The organism is Pseudanabaena mucicola FACHB-723 (assembly GCF_014696385.1).
In the GTDB taxonomy this organism is placed as follows: Bacteria; Cyanobacteriota; Cyanobacteriia; order Pseudanabaenales; family Pseudanabaenaceae; genus Pseudanabaena.
The window spans coordinates 39,232-65,339 of sequence record NZ_JACJQB010000018.1 but is presented as its reverse complement, the minus strand read 5'-3'; the positions used below and the strand labels follow the sequence as shown (position 1 = coordinate 65,339).

21 protein-coding genes are annotated in these 26,108 nt (G+C 45.4%); 7 read left to right on the top strand and 14 right to left on the bottom strand.

The window, feature by feature from the left end:
• Positions 1-149: 149 nt before the first annotated feature.
• A complete protein-coding gene (locus tag H6F41_RS10585) occupies positions 150-635 on the bottom strand; it encodes a globin family protein (RefSeq protein ID WP_190403448.1) in 486 nt (161 codons plus the stop codon).
• Between the two features lie 138 nt (positions 636-773).
• Here H6F41_RS10585 and H6F41_RS10580 point away from each other — a divergent pair, with 138 nt between their 5' ends.
• Positions 774-2,489 (top strand): NB-ARC domain-containing protein, encoded by a 1,716-nt coding sequence (locus H6F41_RS10580; protein ID WP_242023009.1) that lies wholly within the window; start codon positions 774-776, stop codon positions 2,487-2,489.
• Between the two features lie 133 nt (positions 2,490-2,622).
• Complete coding sequence (locus H6F41_RS10575; protein WP_190403447.1) at positions 2,623-4,191, top strand: DUF1565 domain-containing protein; 1,569 nt, start codon at positions 2,623-2,625, stop codon at positions 4,189-4,191.
• A gap of 48 nt (positions 4,192-4,239) precedes the next feature.
• Here H6F41_RS10575 and purE read toward each other — a convergent pair whose 3' ends face one another.
• The 3 genes from purE to H6F41_RS10560 all read right to left on the bottom strand — a co-directional run bounded on the left by purE (position 4,240) and on the right by H6F41_RS10560 (position 7,833).
• On the bottom strand, positions 4,240-4,773 hold the full coding sequence (purE, locus tag H6F41_RS10570) for a 5-(carboxyamino)imidazole ribonucleotide mutase (RefSeq protein ID WP_190403446.1): 534 nt from the start codon (positions 4,771-4,773) through the stop codon (positions 4,240-4,242).
• Positions 4,774-4,871: 98 nt separating this feature from the next.
• Positions 4,872-6,689: a serine/threonine protein kinase gene (locus tag H6F41_RS10565; protein ID WP_199288737.1), complete on the bottom strand. Its 1,818-nt coding sequence runs from the start codon at positions 6,687-6,689 to the stop codon at positions 4,872-4,874.
• A 67-nt stretch (positions 6,690-6,756) separates the two neighbouring features.
• Complete coding sequence (locus tag H6F41_RS10560) at positions 6,757-7,833, bottom strand: BLUF domain-containing protein (protein WP_190403445.1); 1,077 nt, start codon at positions 7,831-7,833, stop codon at positions 6,757-6,759.
• 252 nt (positions 7,834-8,085) lie between these two features.
• Between H6F41_RS10560 and rpiA the strand changes: the two genes are divergently transcribed.
• Entirely contained in the window at positions 8,086-8,799 is a 714-nt protein-coding gene (gene rpiA / locus H6F41_RS10555; protein WP_190403444.1) for a ribose-5-phosphate isomerase RpiA, read from the top strand.
• A 34-nt stretch (positions 8,800-8,833) separates the two neighbouring features.
• Here rpiA and cbiT read toward each other — a convergent pair whose 3' ends face one another.
• From cbiT to H6F41_RS10525, 6 genes are all read right to left on the bottom strand, one after another.
• On the bottom strand, positions 8,834-9,433 hold the full coding sequence (cbiT, locus tag H6F41_RS10550; RefSeq protein ID WP_190403443.1) for a precorrin-6Y C5,15-methyltransferase subunit CbiT: 600 nt from the start codon (positions 9,431-9,433) through the stop codon (positions 8,834-8,836).
• 137 nt (positions 9,434-9,570) lie between these two features.
• On the bottom strand, positions 9,571-11,490 hold the full coding sequence (locus tag H6F41_RS10545) for a ribonuclease J (RefSeq protein WP_190403442.1): 1,920 nt from the start codon (positions 11,488-11,490) through the stop codon (positions 9,571-9,573).
• 246 nt (positions 11,491-11,736) lie between these two features.
• A complete protein-coding gene (gene dapA / locus H6F41_RS10540) occupies positions 11,737-12,636 on the bottom strand; it encodes a 4-hydroxy-tetrahydrodipicolinate synthase (protein WP_190403441.1) in 900 nt (299 codons plus the stop codon).
• A 5-nt stretch (positions 12,637-12,641) separates the two neighbouring features.
• Entirely contained in the window at positions 12,642-13,667 is a 1,026-nt protein-coding gene (locus tag H6F41_RS10535) for an aspartate-semialdehyde dehydrogenase (RefSeq protein ID WP_190403440.1), read from the bottom strand.
• A 169-nt stretch (positions 13,668-13,836) separates the two neighbouring features.
• A complete protein-coding gene (locus tag H6F41_RS10530; protein WP_190403439.1) occupies positions 13,837-14,109 on the bottom strand; it encodes a DUF3143 domain-containing protein in 273 nt (90 codons plus the stop codon).
• A 37-nt stretch (positions 14,110-14,146) separates the two neighbouring features.
• The gene (locus H6F41_RS10525; protein ID WP_190403438.1) at positions 14,147-14,629 is read right to left on the bottom strand and encodes a J domain-containing protein; all 483 of its coding nucleotides are present in this window, start codon (positions 14,627-14,629) and stop codon (positions 14,147-14,149) included.
• A 194-nt stretch (positions 14,630-14,823) separates the two neighbouring features.
• On the opposite strand from H6F41_RS10525, the gene H6F41_RS10520 reads away from it, so the two are divergent.
• The 3 genes from H6F41_RS10520 to H6F41_RS10510 all read left to right on the top strand — a co-directional run bounded on the left by H6F41_RS10520 (position 14,824) and on the right by H6F41_RS10510 (position 17,886).
• Entirely contained in the window at positions 14,824-15,726 is a 903-nt protein-coding gene (locus tag H6F41_RS10520; RefSeq protein WP_190403437.1) for a phosphatidate cytidylyltransferase, read from the top strand.
• 145 nt (positions 15,727-15,871) lie between these two features.
• Complete coding sequence (locus H6F41_RS10515) at positions 15,872-17,098, top strand: ABC transporter permease (RefSeq protein ID WP_190403436.1); 1,227 nt, start codon at positions 15,872-15,874, stop codon at positions 17,096-17,098.
• Positions 17,099-17,130: 32 nt separating this feature from the next.
• Positions 17,131-17,886, top strand: a complete 756-nt coding sequence (locus tag H6F41_RS10510; RefSeq protein WP_190403435.1) for an ABC transporter ATP-binding protein — start codon at positions 17,131-17,133, stop codon at positions 17,884-17,886.
• A gap of 87 nt (positions 17,887-17,973) precedes the next feature.
• Here H6F41_RS10510 and H6F41_RS10505 read toward each other — a convergent pair whose 3' ends face one another.
• From H6F41_RS10505 to patD, 4 genes are all read right to left on the bottom strand, one after another.
• Positions 17,974-19,941, bottom strand: a complete 1,968-nt coding sequence (locus tag H6F41_RS10505; RefSeq protein WP_190403434.1) for a S9 family peptidase — start codon at positions 19,939-19,941, stop codon at positions 17,974-17,976.
• A 15-nt stretch (positions 19,942-19,956) separates the two neighbouring features.
• The gene (locus H6F41_RS10500; RefSeq protein WP_190403433.1) at positions 19,957-21,486 is read right to left on the bottom strand and encodes an NADH-quinone oxidoreductase subunit M; all 1,530 of its coding nucleotides are present in this window, start codon (positions 21,484-21,486) and stop codon (positions 19,957-19,959) included.
• A 54-nt stretch (positions 21,487-21,540) separates the two neighbouring features.
• The gene (locus tag H6F41_RS10495; protein WP_190403432.1) at positions 21,541-23,412 is read right to left on the bottom strand and encodes an NAD(P)H-quinone oxidoreductase subunit F; all 1,872 of its coding nucleotides are present in this window, start codon (positions 23,410-23,412) and stop codon (positions 21,541-21,543) included.
• Between the two features lie 163 nt (positions 23,413-23,575).
• Positions 23,576-23,959 carry a heterocyst frequency control protein PatD gene (gene patD, locus H6F41_RS10490; RefSeq protein WP_190403431.1) on the bottom strand — a complete coding sequence of 128 codons (384 nt, stop codon included), beginning with the start codon at positions 23,957-23,959 and terminating at the stop codon, positions 23,576-23,578.
• A gap of 150 nt (positions 23,960-24,109) precedes the next feature.
• On the opposite strand from patD, the gene ftsH reads away from it, so the two are divergent.
• On the top strand, positions 24,110-25,996 hold the full coding sequence (gene ftsH / locus H6F41_RS10485) for an ATP-dependent zinc metalloprotease FtsH (RefSeq protein ID WP_190403430.1): 1,887 nt from the start codon (positions 24,110-24,112) through the stop codon (positions 25,994-25,996).
• Positions 25,997-26,108: the final 112 nt, after the last annotated feature.

The window sequence follows — 26,108 nt, the reverse complement described above, 5'->3', positions numbered from 1 at the left end:
CATTGGTTTAGAAAGATGGTAATTTTAAGCTAAAATCACCATCTTTACAGGAATAGTGTGCCCGATTTTAGGCTGATTTCATTTCTGATTCAACACTTCTGCATAGAAAGTAATGGAATTATTCATATCCCATTACTTTCTATGTTTTTTTAAATACTTTTTGGTTGTAAACCCAAAAATGTCCGATTAAGTTCAAGAACTGGACAAAGCAGATCGGCAACATCTTTAGGCAGAAGATCTTTAACAACATCCTGCATGATCAAATAGGTGACATTACATGCTTCTTGCGCCCCAAAAGCTTGCATAATCGTCTGAAACCAGTACAAAAATTGATCTCGCATCAGATCAGGATCATCAAGCAATACTGTCATTGCTGAATGGCGTAACACCCTTAGTGTGTCCTGTTTCCACTTGCCCTGCATGTCTTCCCCCTTCGGCAATAGTAAGTTAGGGTAGGATGTTTGCAGTTTAGCTAAAACCGTCTCAACAATTTCCTTCTCCACAGCTTTGATGCGCCCATAGGCTTCAACCCTTGAGTCAAAGGAGGTGATATAGGTATCCATAAACTGCAATTCATCATCGCTGGCATAGCGACCATCTGCATTAGTTCCTAGTTGTTGCAGCTTGCTTAACATAGTTAAACGGCACTCAATTAATATTGATCATGTATATATACAGAGCGTCGGAGACACTAAGTACATACTTGATTCTATATGTCTCTGTCTCTGAAACTATCAGCCACTTCAATCATTATTTTTCGCAATTGCCTTTTTTTGTTACGATTCAAGCAAGTTAATGAACATCTATGCGATCGCTCGCCGCCATATTTCGTCATGTTATCTGACAATGACCATATCGAAGGGCTGTTCCCAGAAGCGGCACAAAACTGGGACTTAAATCGGCTCTATGCAGATTTACAAACCTTTAGTGGCAAAGAAATTAAGCCCTTTGAAAAGGCTTGCTTGCGTGGGCTACTTTGTCGTTATCGCCCAGGACAACTCGCCTTTAAATTGGCATGGACTTCGGGGGCTTTACGGGTGGAATTAAACAAAGGCTTATATCGTTCACTAGAAGCGATCGCAGGTCAGCCAATCAACACATTGCGTTGGGAAAAAGTACCTGAATGGTTAGAAGCCAAAGGATATAAGACACAGCGTCGTAGCTTAGATATTAGTGTTGGCAATTCTGATCAGAACTTAGAGGCAAAACCAGCCGATTGGGGTGAAGCTCCAAATCTCCAAACTTTTTATGGACGCAGAGACGACCTTACTAAATTAGAGCAATGGCTAGTCAATGATCGCTGTCATCTATTAGCGTTGTGTGGCATGGGTGGCATCGGCAAAACGGCATTGGCAGTCAAATTAGTCGAAAATATTCAGCCACATTTTGACTGCTTTATTTGGCGATCGCTACGGAGCGCCCAACCCACTAGCCAATTAGTCACCGATCTCCTGCAATTTCTAAATGATTCCCAGCAAACAGGTTGTGATATTTCTGATTTATTAGAAGTCTTGCGCCGAAAGCGCTGTTTACTAGTGCTTGACGACTTTGAGTCAACATTGCAGGATGGCGAATTGGTCGGAGCCTATCGCCAAGGTTGCGAAGGTCATGCTGAACTATTGCAGCGCATCGGTGCAGAACGTCATCAAAGCTCATTGATTTTGATTGGGCGCGAACAACCCAAGGAAATATCAATGCACCAAGGCGAAGATCAAACCATTCGTTACTATAAAGTGAATGGACTCCAGCGACAGGGAGCGCTTGAACTATTGAGAGCAAAGGGTTTTACAGGTTCCGAATCTGGAATTGAAGCTCTAGTGCAACAATATCGTGGCAATCCTTCGGCTCTCAAAATTGTGGCTGGGACAATCCAAGAATTATTTAATGGCAATATTTCCGAATTCCTGCGACAAACTGCTCTAGCGTTGGGAGATGTACTGCGAACTTTACTTTATCAACAGTTTGAACGCCTATCTCAACTCGAAAAGGATGTAATTTACTGGCTTGCGATTAAATATATTCCTGTTTCCCTTATGACTTTGCGATCGGTCATGAGCTTGGAAGCATCTGGCTCAGAGTTAATCGATGCTTTAGAGTCCTTACGTTGGCGTTCTCTAATTGAGAAAGTTACCGAAAATGGAGAAGTGCTATTTTTACTAGAACCTGTCGTCCTCAAATATGTAAATCGCCAGTTTGTTGATGAAGTTTGCAAAGAAGTCGTCAGTATTGTCTTTGAGCAAAATCTTAAATCCATTCATCTATTAAAAAGTCATGTGCTTGTGGAAGACTATGCGGCAGATTCAATTCGAGCGATGCAAATTCGACTAATCCTTAAACCAATTAAGGACAAATTGAATAAAGCGATCGCCCAGAACAATCTAGAAATAGAATCTCTGAGAGAGATAGTTGCCAATCAATATCAAAATCAAGCAGTAGAAGAACATAACTATACCGAGATTAATCTAGCTTTAATTGGCTTGTGGTGGTAATTTATAAAACCAGAAGATAGGTGGCAGCACTTAGCTTCATCGCCTATCTTCTTTTTAAATTTCAGAGAAACAAAAAGCATTGGCTAATAGTCTATTCAGGCATGTTTGCCAGATATCTTGAGGATGTCTTTATATGAACAAGTTTTCCTATCTTACGAATATCGTAAATGTCGTTTTTGTCGTATCACTAAGTACGACAGCAAGTGCTTGGGCGCAGAGTGCTCAACAAAAAATAGTATTTATTTCACCGCAAGGTGCAGATGTCGTTGGCGCAGGCTCGCAAAATCAAGCTTTTCGGACAATTACTGCCGCCATTGCCGCTAATCCACAATCAGGCACTATTTTCCAATTAAGTAATGGTACTTATAGCGAAGCTACTGGCGAAAGATTTCCCATTCGTCTGCCAAGGGGCGCGATTTTACGTGGTAATCCCAGCACAAATGGAAGTGGTGTTGTCATTAGTGGTGGTGGTCGATTCCTCAGTTCTACCTTTGCCAGTCAAAATATTGCGATCGCAGCCGCTAACTTTTCTCGTATCGAAGGCGTGACGGTCACGAATAGCAATCCCCGTGGTTATGGGCTATGGCTAGAGTCGAGCCAAAATGTGTTTATCTCAAACAACAGTTTTGTGGGTAGTACCCACGACGGCATCTTTCTGACAGGAAGATCTAATGCTTATATTGGCAATAATCTATTCACGAATAATCGTGGTAGTGGTATTTCTGCGGTCGGTACTAGTACAGGGGAAATTCGCGACAATCGATTTGAGAATACAGGCTTTGGTCTATCGATTGGTCAGCAATCTCAAGTTGTGGTTGCCAACAACAGTATTACCAACAACGTTGATGGGGTAATTATCTCCAACAGCGCTCAACCAATGCTACGCGGTAACACCATCTCTGACAATCGGCGCAATGGTTTAGTCGTGCTTGCCAATGGGAATGTCTCGCCCCGCGCCGACGTTGGCACGACAGTTTCCCAAGGCAATAACACCTTTAGAAATAATCGTGAATTAGATATTAACAATGCCACCACAATTCCGCTTGTGGCAGTAGGCAATCAATTTAATCAGTCTCGCGTCAAGGGTTTATTGAATCTCACCGCATCGCAATCGCCTATTGTAAATGCGATCGCAAATAAGCCCATAGTCTCAATTCCTGCGCCCATTACTTCTAATCCTAAGCCAGTAGCATCGGCTCCTAAGCCAGTTACCTCCATTCCCACAACCGTTAGCACTATTCCCTCACCATCGGGAACTGCCGTACCGATTCCCAATAATAGTAGCCCCAGCAATGGTGCAACTACCGTATTTCTTCCTGCGCCCAGCTCCAATCAAGCATTGCCAAATCCAGTTATTTCCACTAATCCAAGTGTAAATAATGGGGTAAATAACAATGCACCAACGACCATTATTATTGAGCGTGAATATAGCACTCCTACCAGACCTGCGCCAGTTGCAGCCCTACCACCAGTGGTAGTCGATCCTACCACTGGCAAGCCATTTCAATATCGTGTAGTTGTGAATACGACTTCTCCTGTAGTCACCCAAAAGGTGAAAAACATCGTTCCTAGCGCTTTTCGTCTATCTCGCAGTGGTAGAAGTATGCTGCAAGTTGGAGCTTATAGTGAGCGTCCTACCGCAACTCAACTAGTCCAAAGATTGGCTCAAGCAGGTGTCAGCGCTCAAATCATTCCCTTCTAATAGGGCAAGTCTCAAAGCTTCACCGCAAATTGTGCTGCGAAGCTTTGCTTACATTTTTTGTAAATGATGTTCTAAATATTGCTGACTGCCTAACTGTTGGAGTTGTTCTTGCTTTGCCATCACCATATCCTTCAGAGATTGACGATAGGCAATTACTTGGTCAAGGAGTTCAGGCTTGTGGCTAGCGAGAATTTGCACTGCTAGCAGTCCTGCGTTGTCAGCATTGCCGATCGCCACCGTAGCCACAGGAATTCCTTTGGGCATTTGGACAATTGAATATAGCGAATCTACACCATTCAGTTGTTTAGTGGAAACAGGGACACCGATTACTGGTAATGGCGAAAGTGCGGCAACCATCCCTGGTAAATGTGCAGCACCACCCGCACCTGCAATAATTACTTTGATGCCACGAGTATGGGCAGATTTCGCAAATTCCACCATTCTTTCGGGTGTGCGATGGGCAGAAATAATCGCGACTTCGTGAGGAATTTGGAACTGTTGGCAAATTGCGATCGCACCTTGCATCGTTGGCAGATCGGAGTCACTGCCCATAATGATGCTGACTTCGGGTTGAGTTGACATATTTTCAAATTTTCCATAACTACAGCCATTCATCTTATACCAAAGCTAAAAATGGCAATGCCATTTTTAGCTTTCAATACTCTTGCTGGGCTTCTTGCCTATTGCCTGTTAGTTGTATTAATTTGCCATTGTTTAGAACCTTCGTTCCAAACTAAATTCATTCTCAAAGTCTCAGGTGTAATTTTACTTCCTTGCTGATAAGTTAAATCAACATCGATAACTGCCACATCATCTTTAATTTCCACAACTCGAAATCCACGTACATCAACCTTGTCAACGCTTTGCCACCAATCTGTAAAAGTTTGATAACCATTCGCTCCATCACGTTGAAATTTTGGCGTGAGATTTTGCCATGCCGTCTGAAATTGACGATCGTTAATCAGACCATAATAAGCTCTAATTGCTTGCTGAGGAGAAGGTTTGGCGGGTGCTGGTGTTGCTGTTTTTGATGGTGTTGGGGTGGGAGTTGGGGAAGCCGTGGGTGGCAAATCGCTACCCGCAACTCTTTGCACTGGATCTTTATCGTTAGGACTAGCAAAAGCGCAATAGGCATCCCCAACAAAGGTGCGATGCTTTTTTAGATTAGTAATACAGCTATCAAGATCTTGAAATTGACTGGTATATACCTGTTGAAACTTGCTATCGCCTAAATTCGGGTAGTCAGGTATCCAGAACTGACCTGCATCTTTATAGCCTTGCGATCGCAATTCCTCTACCCTGATGCTGGCTTTGTCAGGATCAGCAAAAGCTGAATCCGCCAGAAAATAGAAGGATGTCTTGGCATTGGGCTGACTTGCGGGAAAGATTTTATTCCACAGCGCCACAACGCCACCATTTTGGGAAACGACAATCCCCGTTGCGATCGCCGCACCCAATGCACCACCAACAATTACCGTTGCTAACAACTGCCCGAACACCTTTTTTTGAGAAGTTTGTTGGGGCTGGTATACATAAACTGATTGATCGGGGATTACCTGATTGGGTGTGGTTAGCGGTGGATAACCTTTGGGAGTCACTGCCACAGTTTGCATATTCGACATTGCAGGGGCAACAGGAATCGATTTGACAGGTGCTATCACTGGTGCAGGATTAGCATTTGCCTGTAATGCGTCGAGCATTTCCCTTGCCGATCCATAGCGATCGCGAGGATCAAATTGCAATACCTTCGCAAATATGCCTTGTAAATCTGGACTAATCCCTGTGACATCGGATTGCCAAAGCACTTCCCCTGTTTGCGGATCAGTTCCTAGTTCCTGTGGATATTTACCCGTCAGAGCAAAGATTCCCGTCAATGCCAAACTATATAAATCGCTCGCAAAAAAAGGTCGCCCTGCGGCTTGCTCTGATGCCATGAAACCGGGCGTACCAATCACAATTGAATGCGCTTGCTGCTGCACTCCACCCCGAATTGTACTGACATTAAGAGTTTCCTTTACCGCACCAAAATCAATGAGTACAGGTTCGCCATCACGTAAAATAATATTATCGGGCTTGATATCACGATGAATAATACCGCGCTCATGGACATAGACTAAGGTTTGGAGAATGCTGACCATTAACTGCCTGACCGCAGCTTCATTCCATTTGCCACTACGCTCAATTGTTTCCGTTAATGTGATGCCATCAATCCATTCTTGGACTAAATAGAATAATCCATTTTCAGTAAAATTAGCATAGAGTTTAGGAATATAGCGACTGTCTTCGCCCAGTGCTTCTAAAACTGCTGCCTCACGGTGAAAACGTTGCTGCAAAAGCTCATACATTTGCGGATTATCAGCCACGGGCTTAAGCTGCTTGATCACACATCGACGCTTAGAGGGCATTTTGGTGTCTTCAGCCAAATAGGTTTCCCCAAAGCCGCCACTGCCCAAGACACTAGTGACGCGATAGCGGTTATCTAAAAGGTTTGACATCATGGGGGTATTTTCATCGCTTACTAGCGATCGTACAGCATAAACAGTGATTTGCGTTGCTTACACCAACTCACACCAACTCTGGTGTTTGACTACCAATCAGTTCCAAATGTTGCCGAATTTCCTGCTTTAACTTCTGAAAATCTGACTTTTGGAAAGTTAACACATCATCAATTGAATAAGCTTCAACAATTGCCTCTCTACCTTTTGCCTTAAAATCACCCAGCCGCACAGGTCGCCAGCGCTCGCTTAATCCTTCACGAACAGGTGCAGAAAACACCAAAAATCGATTTAATTGCCTTGTGAGGGATTCGATACGAGCGGCAACATTCACAGCATCGCCAATAATTGCATATTCTTTTTTGGCAAGAGAACCAATATTTCCTTCGAGAACCGTTCCCTTCGACAAACCAATTCCCACATAGAGAATTCGGAATGGACTATTAGCAGGTGCTTGATTGCGAAGGAGTTCTAATTCTGAAAGAATATCTAGACTCGCTTGTACAGCCGCATCAGCAAGATTGCCATCAAAATGAGCCATTACACAATCCCCAATAAACTTAGTTACTTCACCACCCCGCTGCGAGATCGCCTGCGTACAAATCGTGAAGAACTGATTGAGCAATTCAACTACTTCCGTTACCTGTAATTTTTCTGTGATACTAGAGTAGGAAATAATATCAGCAAAGAGAATTATCTTTTCGGTATAGCGTGGTTTTAGGGTAAGGGGATTAATGCCATTTTCGATGGCTTGCAATACTCCTGACTGAGTGTAGGTGGCTAAAATTGATTGCGATTCTCCCAAGGTTTGTAATAGTTCTTTGATCGGTTGTAGCAAGATGTCATTGTTTTCATCTAAAACAATCACTTCCATTGACCATTCAGGAAACTTCCGTGATGGAACATCTAGCTCTGATTTGAGGCACAGGATTTGATTATGTCTTTCATCTCCTAAGATTTTCTTGTAAAGATGATCAATTCTATCTTCATCGCCTTCTAGGATTTGAAAGAAAATCCCACCGCAGCTCAATAAAATACCCGTAATACCATCTCTCGAATTATTAGTCTGTGATACTTTTGCGATCGCATCAATATCCTTTTTAGAAAGCGCTCGTGAGAATTTACTGATATAAGACAGCCTTTTCATAACGTTGCTATGTTTCGCTATACGCGGTAATTACTGCACCCAACCCCAAGAACTCACATAAACTCAGAATCGCCAAAATCGCGACCAGAATCGTTACCCAAATACTTTTTTGTTATATCTCGATTACATCATAGATCAAATGTATTTTACAACACATTTTCTCTTAGCAGTTTCGCATCTCCTGTTCACAGGGTGCGATAGGATTAAATTTATTGCTTTTGAATTTGCCAAGTTTATAAATAAGTATTTCCTATGAGTATTTCTGCTGAAGATATTAAAAAATTAAAACAAGAAGTGGGCATTGCCGCCGCACAAAGAGTAAAGTCGGGCATGGTAGTGGGCTTAGGTACTGGTTCAACTACTGCTTTTGCGATCGAAGAGCTAGGACGACGCATCGCCGCAGGTGAACTTACCGACATTGTTGGTATTCCTACTTCTTTTCAAGCTTCAGTGTTGGGTAAAAAATATGGAATTCCCATCCGCAGTTTAGATGATGTCGATCGCGTTGATGTAGCGATTGATGGTGCTGATGAGGTTGATCCCCATAAAACTTTGATTAAGGGTGGTGGCGCAGCCCATACTCGTGAAAAAGTTGTTGATTCTCTGGCAGCATTATTTATCGTTGTTGTTGATGAATCTAAACTAGTCGATAAGCTCGGCTCAACTTTTGCTGTCCCCATTGAAGTTTTGCCGATGGCAGTTGCCCCTGTAACTAGAGCTGTAGAAAAGCTTGGTGGTAAGACCGACCTCCGCATGGGTGTTAAAAAGGATGGGCCCGTGATTACCGATCAAGGCAATATGGTTTTAGATGTCACCTTTGCAGAAATAGCCGATGCCGCAGAACTAGAGAAAACTCTAAACAACATTCCGGGTGTGGTCGAGAATGGTCTCTTTGTGGGTGTTACTGACCTAATTTTGGTTGGTGAATTTAAGGACGGTAAACCTCAAATTCGTGAGATATCCTAATCAAAAAAGGGCGCGTTGCGCCCTTTTTTGATTTTTAAATTTTTTCGCCACTAATGATAAACATAGGACTAACAGCCGCAAAGACTTGGCGATTGCCGCGAGTCTCTAAACGGTTAACAGAGGACTGTACTACTTCAACATTTCTAGCTTGTAATTTGGCAAAACTCTCAGAAATCGCATACAAGCCTTCCAAGCTATTTGTCGTTGCGATCGCTCTGCCATCAGATTTTAAACGCTCCCAACAATATTCCAAAATTGCTGACACCGAGCGGCCACCCTCAATGCAAATGCGATCGGGCTGTGCAGTCAGTCCCGTCAAACATTCTGGCGCACTACCGACTTTAATTTCCACATTATCTACGCCAAATTTCCTGCAATTCTTGGCAATCAATCCTGCGACATCTTCATCACGCTCAATCGCCACAATTTTGCCATTAGGGCAGAGCAAGCCCGTCTCAATCGGAATTGTGCCTGTACCTGCACCAATATCCCAAAGTACCGAATCAGTGTTCAATCGCAACTGTCCAATGATTAATAGGCGAGTCTCACATTTGCTCATGGGAATACCAGGCAGTCGCTCGAACAATTCGTCGGGGATGCCAGGGGTTACATAGGACCAGATGGATTCAGACATGAGCTTGGCGCACACAATGATTAGACATGATCAATATAGCGCTTTTCCATCAAAAATTTCTAATGCTATAGCAAAACAGAGGCTGTGTCGCCCGCATAGCAGGCGGCACAGCCTCCGTTTTTAGCTTGCTTTAAAGTTTAAACTGTTGCCGCAGTACGCTTGCGTCTACCTGCACTAGTTGTAGTTGCTGTTGCAGGAACTGCGATATCAGCAGTAGTGGTGGCAGCGCCATTGCCGTTACCATTGTTACTGCCATTTTCTACTACTTTCTTAGTCGGAATCACCTTGACTGCACCTGACTTGAGAGTTACTCCCATGGCATTAGGTTTCGCCGCAGGTGCAGGTGCAGACTGGGTAGAGTTGGGTGGTGTTTGCAATAGGAAGACGATCATTGGCTTGCTCTGCATTTGTTGACGCAAAACACGGGTAAGGTCACGCTCAAGTTGACCGCGCAGACCAATCCAATCAACTTCGAGAGAACCAACGTTGCGGGCAAAGTTACCCCAAGAATTAGCGAGGGAATTATCGATTGCCTTTGCCACAGCAGCAATAATCTGTGAGCGTTCCATTGGTAGAACGACACCGCTAAGTTGAATGTCTGGAGTCGTGGATAGCTTGCCGTCAAGACCAACGGATACAGCGATCGTGAAGATGCCATCCCCTGATATTTGTTGACGATCGCGCAAGACATCGCCCTTGACCATACCATCGCGGGAAGAGTCTACTAGCTCTACACCCGAAGGAACTTTATCGACTACCTTCATGTAGTCTTGGCAAACTTCGACGACATCGCCATTCTCGGCTATGACGATATTCTCACTAGGAATACCCATAGCTTCCGCCATCTTCGCGTGCTGCTTCAGCATTCTCAATTCTCCATGGGCAGGGAAAAAGAACTTAGGACGCACCAGGGCAAGCATCATTTTATGTTCTTCTTGAGAGCCATGTCCTGAAACGTGAATGCCTTTATCCTTGCCGTAGATCACATTAGCACCGAGGGCAATCAAGCGGTCAATGGTACGAACAACAGGAATAGTGTTACCAGGAATTGGGTTTGCCGAGAAAATAACCGTATCTCCTTGACGGACTTCTAATTGGCGATGACTGCAATTAGACATGCGGGTGAGAGCGGACATTGGTTCACCTTGCGAACCAGTGGTCAAAATCAGAATTTGATCATCGCGATAATGACGCAGATTTTGCAAAGGTTGAAATAGATCATCACGGCACTTGATGTAACCAAGGTTACGGGCATGGGCGATCACGTTGAGCATAGAGCGTCCCACCACGCCAACGACGCGACCCTGCTTGTCGGCAATGTCTAAAATCATGTTGACCCGATGAACTGAAGAGGCGAAGGTTGTGATAATCACGCGCCCCTTTGCCATCATGATGTACTTTTCAAGGTTAGGATATACAGCTCTTTCTGAAGGTGTAATTCCTGGCAATTCGGCGTTAGTGGAGTCACTAATCAGAGCTAGCACGCCTTTTTCGCCATGTTCTGCGAGACGCGCAAGGTCAAAGAATTCGCCATCAACGGGAGTATGGTCAATTTTGAAGTCGCCAGAGTGAATAACCATGCCCGCAGGTGTATTAATTGCGATCGAGAAACTATCAGCAATCGAGTGGGTGTTGCGAATAAATTCGACGAAGAAGTTAGTTCCGACCCGCACGATGTCACGGGGCATTACACGGCGCAACTCAGTACGGTTGAGAACTCCTGCTTCCCGTAGCTTGTCTTCGAGCAATGCCATTGCTAGTCTTGGCCCATAGATCACAGGAATTTCAAATTGCTTCAAATGGAAGGAAATTGCGCCAATATGATCTTCGTGCCCGTGGGTGACAATCATTCCCTTGATCTTATGCTTGTTTTCACGTAAGTAGGTCATATCAGGCAATACGACGTTTACTCCAGGCATCATGTTGTCAGGGAATGATAATCCGCCATCAAGGAGCATGATTTCATCGTTATATTCAAATACCCATGTGTTTTTGCCAATTTCATGCAATCCACCGAGAGCAATAATTTTTAGAGAAGGAGAGTTAGATGTCGTCATAAGTAATTTGTTTGGTAAGTAAAAAAATAAAAGGGAAGAATTTAACTGAATAAGGCAAATGGCTCAGTTCAATTTTTAATGGAAAACTTTGTATACATAGATATTTCAGAGAGAAACTAAAATTGCTAGAAAGGTGTAATCTCCCCCATAGGTCGATGATTAGCAATATGAATAGATTGCTTGGCAGATTGCTTGGCAATGCATTTTCTAGATATTCTCTAAAAATCTTGGTTTAAAAAATCCTAATCAATCCGAAGCAAGAATGCCCACCTGTTGTAAGACAGCTTTAAGTTTTGCTTCAAGTTCATGACTACCAGCAACTAGAGGCGATCGCACTACACCAGTGTCTAATCCTAATAAACGTAAAGCTAGCTTTAGCGGAATTGGATTGCTGGTTAAAAACAAAGCCTTAAACAGAGGAAAAAGCTGAAGGTGAATCTGTAATGCCTCTTGCACTTTGCCTGCGGCAAAAGATTGCATCATAGTTTGCAGTTGGTTACCAACTAGATGCGAAGCGACGCTAACTACTCCCTTTGCACCCACTGCCATCAGTGGCAGTGTTAGAGAGTCATCTCCTGAATAGATCGCAAATTCGGCGGGTGTGAGGGCGCGAATTTGACTAGCTTGATCTAAGTCACCTGTAGCTTCCTTGATTCCGATAATACTAGGAATTTCGGCTAGCCTTGCCACGGTTTCAGGTTCCAATTTGCAACCTGTGCGGCTAGGGACATTGTAGAGAAGGATCGGCAGTTCTGGTGCAGCTTCGGCAATTGCTCGAAAATGCTGGTACAAACCTTCTTGTGGTGGCTTGTTGTAATACGGTGTTACTTGCAGTGTACCATCTAATCCAAGATGTGCGGCTTTTTGAGTCGCTGAAATTGCTTCGGAAGTAGAATTAGAACCTGTGCCTGCCATGATTTTGGCTTTACCTGCGATCGCAGTTTTTAGCACTGAGAACAACTTATATTCCTCGTCCCAACTAAGGGTGGGCGACTCTCCCGTTGTACCGCAGACAACGAGGGTATCGGTTCCTGTCTCCACTAAATGAAGAGCAACCTGTTCTGCTTTTGCATAGTCAACATTCCCCTCTCTATCGAAGGGAGTAATCATTGCCGTTAGTAAACGTCCGAAATCGATTTCACTCATACATATTATTTAATTGTCAGTAGATCCTTGGCAATCAGCAGTTCAGCGATTTGCACAGCATTCAGGGCTGCACCTTTACGAATTTGATCGCCACATAGCCATAATTCCAAACCATTAGGGTGAGAAATATCTTGTCGAATCCGCCCCACCAGTACATCATCTTTGCCACTAGCGTCGATAGGCATAGGGAAGTAGTTTTTACTAAAGTCTTCCACTAGCTTTACCCCAGCCGAACTAGACAGAATCTCTCTCGCTTTGTCTGGACTAAAGGGATGGGCAAACTCTAGATTAATAGCTTCAGAATGAGCCCGCAGTACGGGAACCCGTACACAGGTTGCTGAGATGCGGATACTTTGATCGCCAAAAATTTTGCGAGTCTCGTTCACCATTTTCATTTCTTCCTCGCAATAGGAATTGTCTGTCATTGGTGAATTATGGGGAAATAGATTGAAAGCGAGGGGATAGGGCAGAACTTCAGGGACAGCAGGCTCACCATTGAGAATTGCCTGTGATTGGATTCTGACTTCTTCCATTGCTCTCGCACCAGCACCGCTAGCGGACTGATAGGTTGCGGCGATGATGCGCTGGATAGGCTGTACTTGATGCAATGGATAAATTGCTACCGCCATCAAAATAGTTGTGCAGTTAGGATTGGCAATAATCCCCTTGTGCTGTGCGGCCGCCTCAGGATTAACCTCTGGCACAATTAGCGGTACATCGGAATGCATCCGAAAAGCACTGGAGTTATCAATCGATACGGCTCCTGCCTTTGTGGCAATTGGTAGCCACTGCTTGGAGATGCTACCCCCTGCCGACGCAAGTACAATATCCACATCGTCAAAGGATTTTGCTGTAACTACTTCAATGGTCAAGTTTTGTCCAGCAAACACAACCGACTTGCCTGCCGAGCGCTCTGAAGCCAAAAGCTTGAGTTTGTCTAGGGGAAAATTTCTTTCTTCTAGCAAAGCTAAAAGTTCTGTGCCAACTGCGCCTGTTGCTCCGAGAATGGCAACGTTATACTTCTTACTCAATGAACCTCCAAAATAAAAACGTCAAATTGGGTTGGGAAACTTGTGATCAGATGTGATCAGACTATGCAATGACTTATGTGTAGCTTCATCATCTACGTCTTGATCCTGTCTGCAATACGATGATTATGATCATATTAACAAACTTTCAGAATATTGCTAATTTTTTTAATTATGGCCCTGTAAAAATAGCATCTTCTACATCTTGGCGGCTCAAGGAATAGGGAAACGCCCGTTGGATTTCTTTACCGCCGTAGGCATCTTGAATGTATCGAACTCGAATATCTTCAACATCCATAATAATCTCGGCTTGCCAAGATGGTCTCGTCACCCGCCAGATATTCGGATTTGATTTGTCTTGATCACAGCCTTGCTCATTTAACCATGTTTCAAGGGCTGGCAGGGGATGGTTATAGAGGGGAGTAGTGGGTGCGGGGAGCGCCATAGGGACGGTGTTGATGGGAGTTAATGAGGATGAAAATTTAGGTGGTTGCGAAAAAGATTACTAAATTTGCGATCGCATCAGGAAAAAGGCGATCACCGCGTAGCCATGCGACTAAAATGACTAGAACTGTACAGGCAACTAGCGTAACACCTATTAGCAATAGTGCAAATAGTTCACCACCAGATAATGGTCGCTCACTGGGCAAGCCATCATCATCAATAGTTTGTAGATTCTTAGGGTTTTTTAGAGGTGAATTGGCGTTGTTATTTAGAGCGTTGTCATAGGTTGCATACTGAAATCGAGAAAACTGAATGCGGCGATCGTAGGCATTGCGACGTTCGGCATTGCTGAGCGTCGCATAGGCTTCATTAAGTTGGCGAAAGTTCTCAACGGCTTCATCTTTGGGGAGTTGGGTCGTATCGGGATGATAGATTTTGCTGAGGTCACGATAGGCGCGACGAATGTCAATTTCACTTGCCCAAGGTGTAAGCCCTAGAATGGCGTAGTAGGTTTTCGGCATAAATTCAACATAACTTCTACATAGCATTTACATACAGATACAATCTACAGGCAAAGTTTATTGCCACGATTCATGTAATTCGCAAATTTGCATAACGATTTTGCAGTTTCAACTGTTGATGGGATTATATTTACCCTAGTGAGTGCTTAGGATTTGCTAGTTCTCATATTCACCTTCTCTGCGACATTATTTTCATGCCTTGGACTCGGATTATCAGCGCTTTAATAGTCATTCCCCTCGCACTGGCAGCGATTGCCTTTGGAGGATGGGCTTTCACCGCAGCATTTGCGTTGCTGATAGTTTTTGGTGAGCGGGAATATTTTGCCCTAGTCCGCGCTAAAGACATTGTGCCTGCTAGTAAAATTACGATTTCTGTCAGTCTAGCATTGCTAATTGTTTCGCAGTTGCGGGTTGAGCTTGCCGATGCGGTCATCCCAATCGCAGGGACATTTATTTGCTTTTATCTACTCTTCCAGCCACGCATTGCCACAATTTCCGATATTTCCGCATCAATATTGGGTTTGTTTTATGGGGGCTATCTGCCAAGCTTTTGGGTGAGAATCCGAGGAATCGGCGATGGGATTCCTTTTGAAGTGAGCGATCGCTTGCAGCAATTCGATTTCTTTAATCAGTTACGCAACCTCGACCAATTGTCATGGTTAAGGATTACTTTCCCTGTATCGTCTGGCTGTATCTATGTGCTGATGGCATTTTGTTGTATTTGGGCATCGGATGTGGGTGCTTATATCTTTGGCAAGGTACTAGGACGAACGCGCCTGTCAGACATTAGCCCGAAAAAAACCGTTGAAGGTGCGATCGCAGGTCTTTTGTGTTGCTGTGTGACTGCGGTAATCTGGGCATTTAGCTTGGGATGGGCACAGTGGTGGGTGTCAGGCGCGATTTTAGGTCTATTAATTGGTATCGCAGGTTTGTTGGGAGATCTCACAGAATCAATGATGAAACGTGATGCAGGGGTTAAGGATTCAGGGCAAATTATGCCCGGACATGGTGGCATTCTCGATCGCGCCGATAGTTATGTGTTTACTGCACCCTTGGTATATTACTTTTTGACTTTGATTTTGCCGATTGCGCATTGATTTGCAATATAAAGAGCTAAAACCTGTGGCGCACGCGCAGCGTGCGCCACAGGTTTTAGCTCTAGTTTTTAATTCTGTCTAACTACCTATAATAGGAATCATCGCTAGTCTTCTGAGCGTTTACCAACTAGGCAACTATTAAACAATGGATACTTGGGAAAGCTTTCGGATGGCAGGAAAAACCCTTGCCGCTAATCGTTTACGCAGCACTTTAACAATGTTGGGCATCATCATTGGTAATGCTTCAGTCATTTTGATGGTAGGTGTCGGTCAGGGGGCGCAGCGCTATGCTTCGGAGCAGTTCCAATCCCTTGGGACTGATGTAATTTTTGTGATTACGGGGACTGACAATGCAAGGCGGAATGTAATTGCGCCACCAAATCGGCTTGTTTTGGCGGATGCGGATGCGATCGCAGAACAAGTCCCGACGGTGCGGAGTGTTGCTCCACAGATCAATGGTTCCGAGTTGGTAATTGCAGGCAACAACACCAAACGCGCCACTTTAATTGGTACGACCAGCGACTACACGATTGTGCGTAATGCAGATGTGAGTGCGGGGCGATTTTTTAGCAAAGAGGATGTGAATCGTAATGCCAGAGTATTGACAGTGGGGGCAGCGATCGCCAAGGAATTGTTTCCCAATGGCACAGCAATCGGACAAACGCTGAGAATTCGTGGCACTGGCTATGAAGTAATTGGAGTGATGTCTGAGAAGGGGGCATTTTTGGGGACGAACCAAGATGACACCATCTTTTTACCAGTTACCACAATGACTAGCCAACTTACGGGTAAAACCTCGCCCTATGGTATTGCCGTGCAGGTGATCAATGTCTCAGCCAAAAGTAATGCCGATGTTGACGCGGCTCAGTTCCAAATTGCCAACCTGCTCCGACTGCGCCACCGAACTTCAGACATCAATGCCGATGATACATTTACGGTTCGCACCCAACAGGATGCGCTCGAAATTGTTGGCAATATCACCAATGCCCTCACAGTCATGTTGGCGGCAATCGCGGGTATTTCGCTGTTAGTGGGAGGCATCGGCATCATGAATATCATGCTGGTGTCGGTGACGGAACGCACACAGGAAATCGGACTCCGTAAGGCGATTGGGGCTTCGCCCAGCGATATTCTCACCCAGTTTACGATTGAGGCAGTAATCCTGTCATTGCTGGGTGGGGCGATCGGCACAGGCATCGGTGTGGGTGGCATTTTGTTGATCGCAGCGGTTTCGCCTCTGCAAGCAGGGGTATCTCTGGGAGCAATTGGCTTAGCCGTTGGCGTTTCTGGGGGGATTGGGCTATTTTTCGGTATTTTCCCAGCGCGACAAGCTGCCCGCCTTGATCCCATTGTGGCTCTGCGAAGTATTTAACAACTGATTAATAACTAAATTAATAACTGCCCATGATTACCACTAATGCGATCGCAACTTTAGCCACAACTGCCGATGAGAGGCGGGAAATTGTACGGCTGAATAATGTCTGTAAGTTTTACGGTGAAGGCGATACGCTCGTCAAAGCCCTCGATGATGTCAGCTTTGTGATTAAAGAAGGCGAATATTGCGCGATCATGGGGGCATCGGGTTCGGGCAAGTCCACCTGCATGAATATCATTGGCTGTCTCGATAGCAGTACATCTGGGCAATATTTCCTAGATCAGCAAGATGTGTCGGGAATGCAGGAAAAAGATTTAGCGCATGTGCGGAATCTCAAAATTGGGTTTATCTTTCAGCAATATCATCTGTTACCGCAGCTATCGGCATTGGAAAATGTGATGCTGCCCATGGCATACGCTAATATTCGCCCCAAAGAACAACGCGAAAGAGCTGCTGCCGCGTTGGAACGGGTGGCGATGGGGCATCGCCTTAATAATCGACCAAACCAAATGTCGGGCGGTCAACAACAGCGGGTTGCGATCGCAAGGGCGATTGTGAATCAGCCTGTAATGTTACTAGCCGATGAACCGACAGGAGCGCTCGACTCGCATACGACGGCTGAAGTGATGGAGTTATTTGGTGCGCTCAATGCTAGTGGGATCACGGTGGTGATGGTCACCCACGAAGCTGATGTGGCGCGGAATACCCAGAGAATTATTTGGTTTCGGGATGGACAAGTAATTCATAATCACCTGTCACCATCGGATTTGAGTAATGTGATTTAAAAGCCATAGCAATTTTTAAGCCAGTGATGTGTATAGAGATTTGTTTATCGCCGAAGGCAGGAAACAAATCTCTATACGCCATAGGTTTTAGGTATTTGTATGATTTTCGATCGCAATTGGCTCGATCGCATCCGCAGTGGTAAACCCAAAAATTTGAGCATAGAAATAAAATTCGCCATCAAGCGCCCGCTTGATATTTTCTGACTTACGGAAGCCGTGCTGCTCACCCTCAAAGGGAACATAGGCAACGGGTAAACCCTTTTGGCGGAGAGCATCCACCATCATTTCCGCTTGATTGGGCGGCACAACTTTATCTTCTAGCCCTTGAAAAAATGCGATCGCACAGGAAAGCTTATCGGTGAAATGAATTGGCGATCGCTGGATATAAATTTCCTTGTGTTCGGGATATTTACCAATCAAACTATCGAGATAGCGAGATTCAAATTTATGGGTATCTGTAGCGAGGGCTTCGAGGTCACAAATGCCATAGTGGCTCGCCCCAGCCTTAAAGTCATCGCGGAAGGTTAACGCGCAAAGAGTCGTATAGCCACCTGCACTACCGCCCGAAATCGCCAGACGATTTTCATCGACTAATCCCTGATCGGCTAAGAACTTAGCCCCATTCGCACAGTCATCGACATCGACAATGCCCCAATTTCCCTTGAGGCGATCGCGATATTCTCTGCCATAGCCTGTACTGCCACCATAATTAACATCGAGTACCGCAAAGCCGCGACTCGTCCAATATTGAATACCAAGGCTGAGACTGCCCGAGGTGGAAGCCGTGGGGCCGCCGTGACTTTTAACTAGTAGTGGTGGTTTTTCGGTTGCCTCAGCCTGAAAATCTTTATTTTTAGGTGCATAAAATAAACCATAGGCAGTTTTGCCATTTTCGGTGGGAAACTCCAAGGGCTGGGCGGCTGAGATGTATTCAGGGTCAAGTTGTAAATCGGATGCGACCCGTATTTTTTGCCAAGCCTTAGTCGTTACATCGAGCAAAACAATCGCCGTGGGTGCGGTCGCTGAGCCGCCATGGAAAACAGCCTGATCGCCTTTGCAATGAATTCCTGAAATGCTCGTAAATGGTGTGGTAATTTCCTGTAAACCGACCTCAAGATTACTAGGATCGAGAATTGCTAAGTGGGAAATACCCTGCTGGGTATAGGTGCAGAGAATTTTGCCGTCACCTGTAAAGCCATAGGTGGACATCCCAAATACCCATTGGGGTAATCCAAACTCAGCTTCCATGGGGCAAAGGGGCTGGATTGCATCGAGGTTTGTTAGGTCAGTCCTATATAAATTCCACCAACCTGTGCGATCGCTCACAAAGTAAAGCTCGCCACTGGGTGACCATGCGGGTTGAAAAATGGACTCGTTGACTCCCCCTGCAATTAAACGGGGATTTGCGATCGCTAATACTCCGATCTCCGACTCCACTAAGTCCCCAACCCATAATTCCGTGCCATCCCAAGGCATGTTTGGATGATGCCAACAAATCCATGCCAGCTTGTTACCATCGGGATTGAGTCGGGGCGAAGCGTAGAAATCTGCACCATTGACTAACACTTGAATATCTTCACCATTGCTGGTATTCACCGCAACAATCGTATTTACTGGTTCGCCGCCGCCCGTATGATCTTCGCGCACACAGATTAACTTGCCATAGTCACGACTCCATGCAAAATCAGCATAGCGATAGTCATTGACGGCTGTGAGGGGCTGTGGTGCATTATCACCAATTTGCCGATAGATACAGCGATCGCTAAAGTTAGTGAAATAAATGCGCCCATCCTGTACCAAATATTCGCCGCCGCCATACTCATGGACTTGCGATCGCACATTTAAACCTGCGGGTGTTAGCTCTCTATAATTTTCCGCACTATTTCCTGCATTGTCATAGCGCATCAGTAGGTTACGCCCACCCTCTGTCGGTCTCCCCTCATTCCAGTAGATATTGCCATTGTCAATCGCCGCCGAGCCAAGGCGAATGCTGCTAGAGACGATTAAATCAGAGCTAATTGGTGATTTCCAAGAACCGTAGGGAGCGACAGACATAGAATTTTTATGGGGTTAAGGTTTAAGGTTTGCAGCCAAGGCGATGGGTTGCAACTGAAGATGATTAGGGGCAATCGCACTTGCCGAAATTTCGATCATCTTCGTGGCAAAGTTGGGTAACAATCCGAAGAAAACAATGATTAAGGCTAAGGCAATCGCAGGGAATTTTTCCTGCCATTTGGCAAAAGGAAAAGTATTGCTCACAGCTTTACTGGCAGCTTTTTCTACAGACAGACGACCGAAAAATACGCGATCGATCAGGATTAAGAAATAGACTGCCGTTAATCCTGTCCCAATCATACAAAGCAGAGTTTGGATCGGGAAGATGGCAAAGCTGCTGCGGAAGATCACGAACTCAGCAATGAAACCAATCATTCCAGGTGTGCCTGCGCTTGCCATGGCGGCCAAAATCATCAGCGAACCTGTAATCGGTAAGCCCCGTTCAGGATTGAGTAAGCCATTCAGAGAATTAATATCACGAGTACCCGTTTTCTTGTAAACGATCCCTACCAAAATAAAGAGCAGTGCCGAAATCAGACCATGGCTAATCATTTGAAAGGTCGCGCCCACTAGAGATAAAGGCGTTGCGGCGGCGAGGGCCAGCAGGATATAGCCCATATGACCAACGGAACTATAGGCCACCATTTTTTTCATGTCGGTTTGGGTGATGGCGGTGAGGCATCCGTAGATGACACTGACCACAGCCCAACCCGCTAGAAATGGCGCGATCGCTTGCCATGCATCGGGGAGCAGACCTAAACCAAATCGCAGTAAGCCATAAGTTCCTAGCTTCAGTAGCACTCCTGCTAGCAATGTGGAAACTGGTGTAGATGCCTCAACGTGGGCATCGGGTAACCATGTATGCAGTGGCACGATCGGAATTTTGATGCCAAAGCCGAACATTAGCAATAGCAATAAGATCCCTTTTGTGGTTTTCGATACGCCATCAAGATTGAGGTCTTGATAGTTAAAGGTAAAGCCAACCGCGTCGCCACTGCCAAAAATTGCCATCCCAAAGAAGGCGGCAAGGATCAGTACACCTGAGATCGCGGTATAGATTAAAAACTTGGTAGCAGCATAACCCCGCCGTTCTCCTCCCCAGATGGCGATTAGGAGGTACAGCGGAATTAATTCTACTTCAAAGAATAGGAAGAAAAGCAGTAGGTTTTGGGCAAGAAATGCACCATTAACGCCACCACCAAGCAAGAGCAGGAGCGGAAAATAAAGGCGTGGGCGTTGAGTGTCGTAGCTGATGTAAATCGCGACCATTAGCAATAGCCCGTTAAGTAGCACCAGTGGGAAAGAAAGCCCATCGACTCCCAAGCAATAGGTTAGTCCAATGGGATCTAGCCAAGCTAGGGATTCACCTAGTTGGAGTGTTGCTAGACTCAGGTCAAATTTAGTAATTAAAAATAGCGACCAAGCAAATGTTGCGATCGCAATTCCGAGGGATATGCGCCGTAGATTTTGGAAGTCGAGGACTCCTCCCAGTAGGGTGATCAGCAGTGCGCCTGCGATCGGAAACCAAACTAATGTACTAAGCATTTTTTATGAAAGTCATGAAATTTTTTTGTAAAAACCTATGGAAAGGTAAGGCAATTAGTTCAATCCATAGAAAGCCGCAAATCCAATCAAAATCAGACCGATCATGATCGTCAGTACATACTGCTGCAACCTACCTGTAACCGTGTATTTAAGGCTCTCACCGCTAAATATAGAAGCAAAGCCAACAAAGTTGACTGAGCCATCAACAAGATAGCGATCCACCCAAGTCAAAACCTTAGAACCGCCACCGACAATTAAGACCACCGTATACTTATAGATGGCTTGAACATAGAGGTCATAGGCGAGCAAGTCCTGCACCGCTTTCCATGCCTGACGAGTTGCCTTGGGTAACATGGGTACTGAGCTGCCTGTTTCGTAGGGCTTGACATAGATATATGCACCAATGCCAAAGCCGAGTAATCCTGAAGCAGCAAGTACAGCCGTACCCCAAATATCGACAGTATCTAAGTCAATATCCACAAATTCCCATGATGGCAATAGAATCGGCACAATCAAAGTGATAATCGTCAGGGCAACTAGGGGGATTGCCACTTGCCAAGCCACTTCGGGAGCGCGACGGGTTTTTGGTTGCACTGGTCCTAGAAATACCAACGCAAACATTCGCATTAGTCCAAAGGCAGTAATGCTATTTACTAATAATGCGATCGCAATTAGCCAAGGATCACTATTCCAGAAGGTTTCTTCCCAGCGTAACAATGTCCAAAATCCGCCGAAGGGAACCATGGCAACTAGTCCCAGTGATCCCACAATAAAGCCGACCAGACTGGCGGGCATTCGTGTTTTGATGCCACCCACCTCGGTCAGGTCTTGGGTCATCGTCGTCATCATCACTGCCCCAGAGCTAAGGAATAGCAATGATTTGCTGATGCCATGACTAAACAATAAGCCTAATGCAAGGTCGGGTTGTTGCATCCCTACGGCAATAAAAACTAGACCAAGATAAGCACTGGTGGAGTGGGATAGGGCGCGTTTCATATCAATTTGGGCAATCGCCACCAAAGATGCTCCAATTGCCGTAATTGCGCCAATGATCACCGATACTTCAGCCGCCACGGGAAACAGCGATAACACAGGCTGAAACTTGATCAGCACATAGGCTCCTGCACCGACAACCACTGAGTTTCGCAAAATTGAAGCAGGGTTGGGTCCCTCCATAGCTTCATCGAGCCATAGGTGCAGTGGAAACTGAGCGCATTTGCCCAAGGGGCCTGCAATTAGAGCTAGTCCTAATAAAGTGCCAAATTGTTGATGGTTGGTGAAATAGGCGATCGTCTCTGGTGCATTTGCCCATAATTTGAGATCAGAAAAGTTGAGGCTATCGGTCAGATTAGAGAGCGCAACTACACCCATTAGCAAAAAGAGATCACCCACTCGCTTTGTCCAAAATGCATCTCTCGCCGCCGTCACGACTAGGGGCTGGGCATACCAAAAGCCCACTAATAGATAAGTAGAGAGCGTGAGCATTTCGAGCATGGCGTAGCTAAAAAACAGGGAATCACTAAAGGCAATACCTGTAATTGCAGCTTCAAAAAAGCCAATTAGGGCGCAAAATCTGGCAATTGCCCAATCGGTTTCCAGAGAGCCTAGTCCATATACCTGTGAAATTAAACTCATCACCGCGATCATCACCGAAGCCCCTGCACTGATCGTGGAAATCTCAAAGGAGCATCTCAGGGTGAGATCGAGGGATTGAAACCAAGTAAACTCAATTTGCTGTGCGGGCGCACCCCACACCGAGGTCAATAGCCAACAACTATGCACGAGGGCAAGGGTGGTCATTAACATATTTAGGTAAACCGCAGGGCGGGGACCAGTACGTCGAATTATCCTTAATGACCAAGGAAGTGTCAGCCCTGCGCCCAGTAGACCATAGCAAGGAAGTAACCAAGCTGTTTCTAGGATCATTGATTCTACTATAGAGTTTTTACTATGTTTATCTTAAAAAGTATCAAATATTCTAAAAGTTTACATCAAAACGTTTCGTGCCTAAACTTGCCCGATTGATACAGCGCAAAGCGCTTTATGAAAATTTTTCTGGACGACTGCAAAGGTCAACAGGCTTAAAGAATCAGTGCATTTGAAAATATTTGTTTAGTAATACCAAGCGATCGCAAATTTGTTGATGTCGCTTTTGCCATGTGGTGGGATTACGGGCAGCCCGTAACATACTCAAATCCACGCCGAACATCTTTAATTGCTTGTCGATTTCCACCTGTAGAGATAAATGTTGGGGCTTGATCTCCATCTCAATATTCACAATTTGATCATGGAAAAATGCTTGGATTTGACTTTGAGATCGCAACCAGTCACTCACAATTGCGGGTGCAGGTTCTGATTGATTTGCGATCGCTGTTTGCAACACTTCTAACTGGCGCTGCAAGTCATGAATTAAATCTAAATATTGCTGTGACAAGGCTTTAAATACTCTGAAATCAATACAAAATATACTCACGCAGACTATCAGCTTGCATCGCAGTCAAGCTCAAAATAACGGGTGCTTTACTTTGGGTAGATATTTGCGATCGCGCGATCCCATTGATTAAGGATCATGGTAAGTTAAGTTTAGTTAAGAAATTATTTTGAACATCAGGCTCTTTGCTATATGAAATCCTCTTGGAGAACTGCACTGCTGTGGTTACTGCCCATAGCGATTATCGGCTTTTTTGGCTGGCAGACATTAGTTGCCCGTCCTGTCCCTAGTCGGCCCACTGTAAATGCGGCAAATACTCGTATCGCCTACGGAAGATTCCTTGAATACCTCGACGAGCATCGAGTACGCAAGGTTGATATTTTTGATGGTGGTCGCACGGCGGTAATCGTAGCAAGCGATCCCCAAATTGAGGGTAAAGAGCAACGCGCTAGGGTTGACTTGCCCCTATACGCACCTGAGTTGATGGATAAACTCAACGAAGGCGGCGTAGACTTGGCAATTTATCCCCCTAGCAACAATGGCGCAATCTGGGGATTTATTAGTAATCTGATTTTCCCTGTCGCTCTGATTGCAGGTTTATTCTTCCTCTTCCGTCGTTCCAATCAAATGGGCGGCCCCGGACAAGCGATGGATTTCGGTAAGTCCAAAGCTAGATTTGCCATGGATGCTCAGACTGGCGTAATGTTTGATGACGTTGCAGGTATTGAAGAAGCGAAGGAAGAGTTGCAGGAAGTTGTGACTTTCTTGAAAAAGCCCGAACGCTTTACGGCGGTTGGCGCAAAGATTCCTAAAGGCGTTTTGCTAATTGGTCCTCCTGGGACTGGTAAAACTTTGCTTGCCAAAGCGATCGCAGGTGAAGCGGGTGTACCTTTCTTCTCTGTATCTGGCTCAGAGTTTGTCGAAATGTTTGTTGGTGTCGGTGCATCCCGTGTGCGCGACCTGTTTAAGAAAGCCAAGGAAAATGCCCCTTGCATTATCTTTATCGATGAAATCGATGCAGTCGGTCGTCAGCGTGGTGCTGGTATCGGTGGCGGTAATGATGAACGCGAGCAAACCCTTAACCAAATCCTGACGGAAATGGATGGATTTGAAGGTAACTCTGGCGTAATCGTGATTGCGGCAACCAACCGTGCTGATGTCCTTGACTCTGCATTGTTACGTCCCGGCCGCTTTGATCGTCAAATTGGCGTTGATCCACCTGATATCAAAGGTCGTTTGCAAGTTCTCAATGTTCACGCACGTGACAAAAAGATTAGCCCTGAAGTTTCTCTAGAAGCAATCGCCAGACGCACCCCCGGTTTTGCTGGTGCTGACCTTGCTAACCTCTTGAATGAAGCTGCAATTCTGACTGCCCGTCGTCGTAAGGATGCGATGACAATGGCAGAAATCGATGATGCCGTCGATCGCGTCATTGCTGGACTCGAAGGCAAAGCCCTTGTCGATAGCCGCAACAAACGCTTAATTGCCTATCACGAAGTTGGTCATGCGATTGTCGGTACATTGCTCAAGGATCATGATCCAGTTCAAAAAGTGACCCTCATTCCTAGAGGTCAGGCTGCTGGTTTGACATGGTTCACTCCCGATGAAGAACAAACCCTCGTTTCCCGTGGTCAAATCCTCGCCCGTATCACGGCAGCTCTCGGTGGTCGTGCTGCCGAAGAAGCCGTATTTGGTTCTGCGGAAGTGACTACTGGTGCTGGCGGTGACCTCCAACAGGTGAGCGGTATGGCGCGTCAAATGGTCACTCGTTACGGGATGTCTAATATCGGTCAACTTGCCCTTGAGGGTCAAAGTTCGGAAGTATTCCTTGGTCGCAGCATGGGTGGCGGTTCTCAATACTCCGAAGATATTTCCGCTAAGGTTGACCAACAGGTTCGCGAAATTGTCCAGAAGTGCTATCACACAGCACTACAAATTGTGTACGAAAATCGTGCAGCAATTGATCGTGTTGTGGATTTACTAGTGGAAGCCGAAACTCTAGATGGTGATGAGTTCCGCCGCATCATTGGTGAATACACCACTGTGCCTGTTAAGGAACGCTTTATTCCTCAAATCTAAAATTCTATTCCAAACTCAAAAAGTAAAGGCGGCGCGATGCGCCGCCTTTACTTTTTGAGTTTGGTTTTACTCCTTTCGCAGTCAAGAAATAGGGGTGTGCGGCAAACCCGCA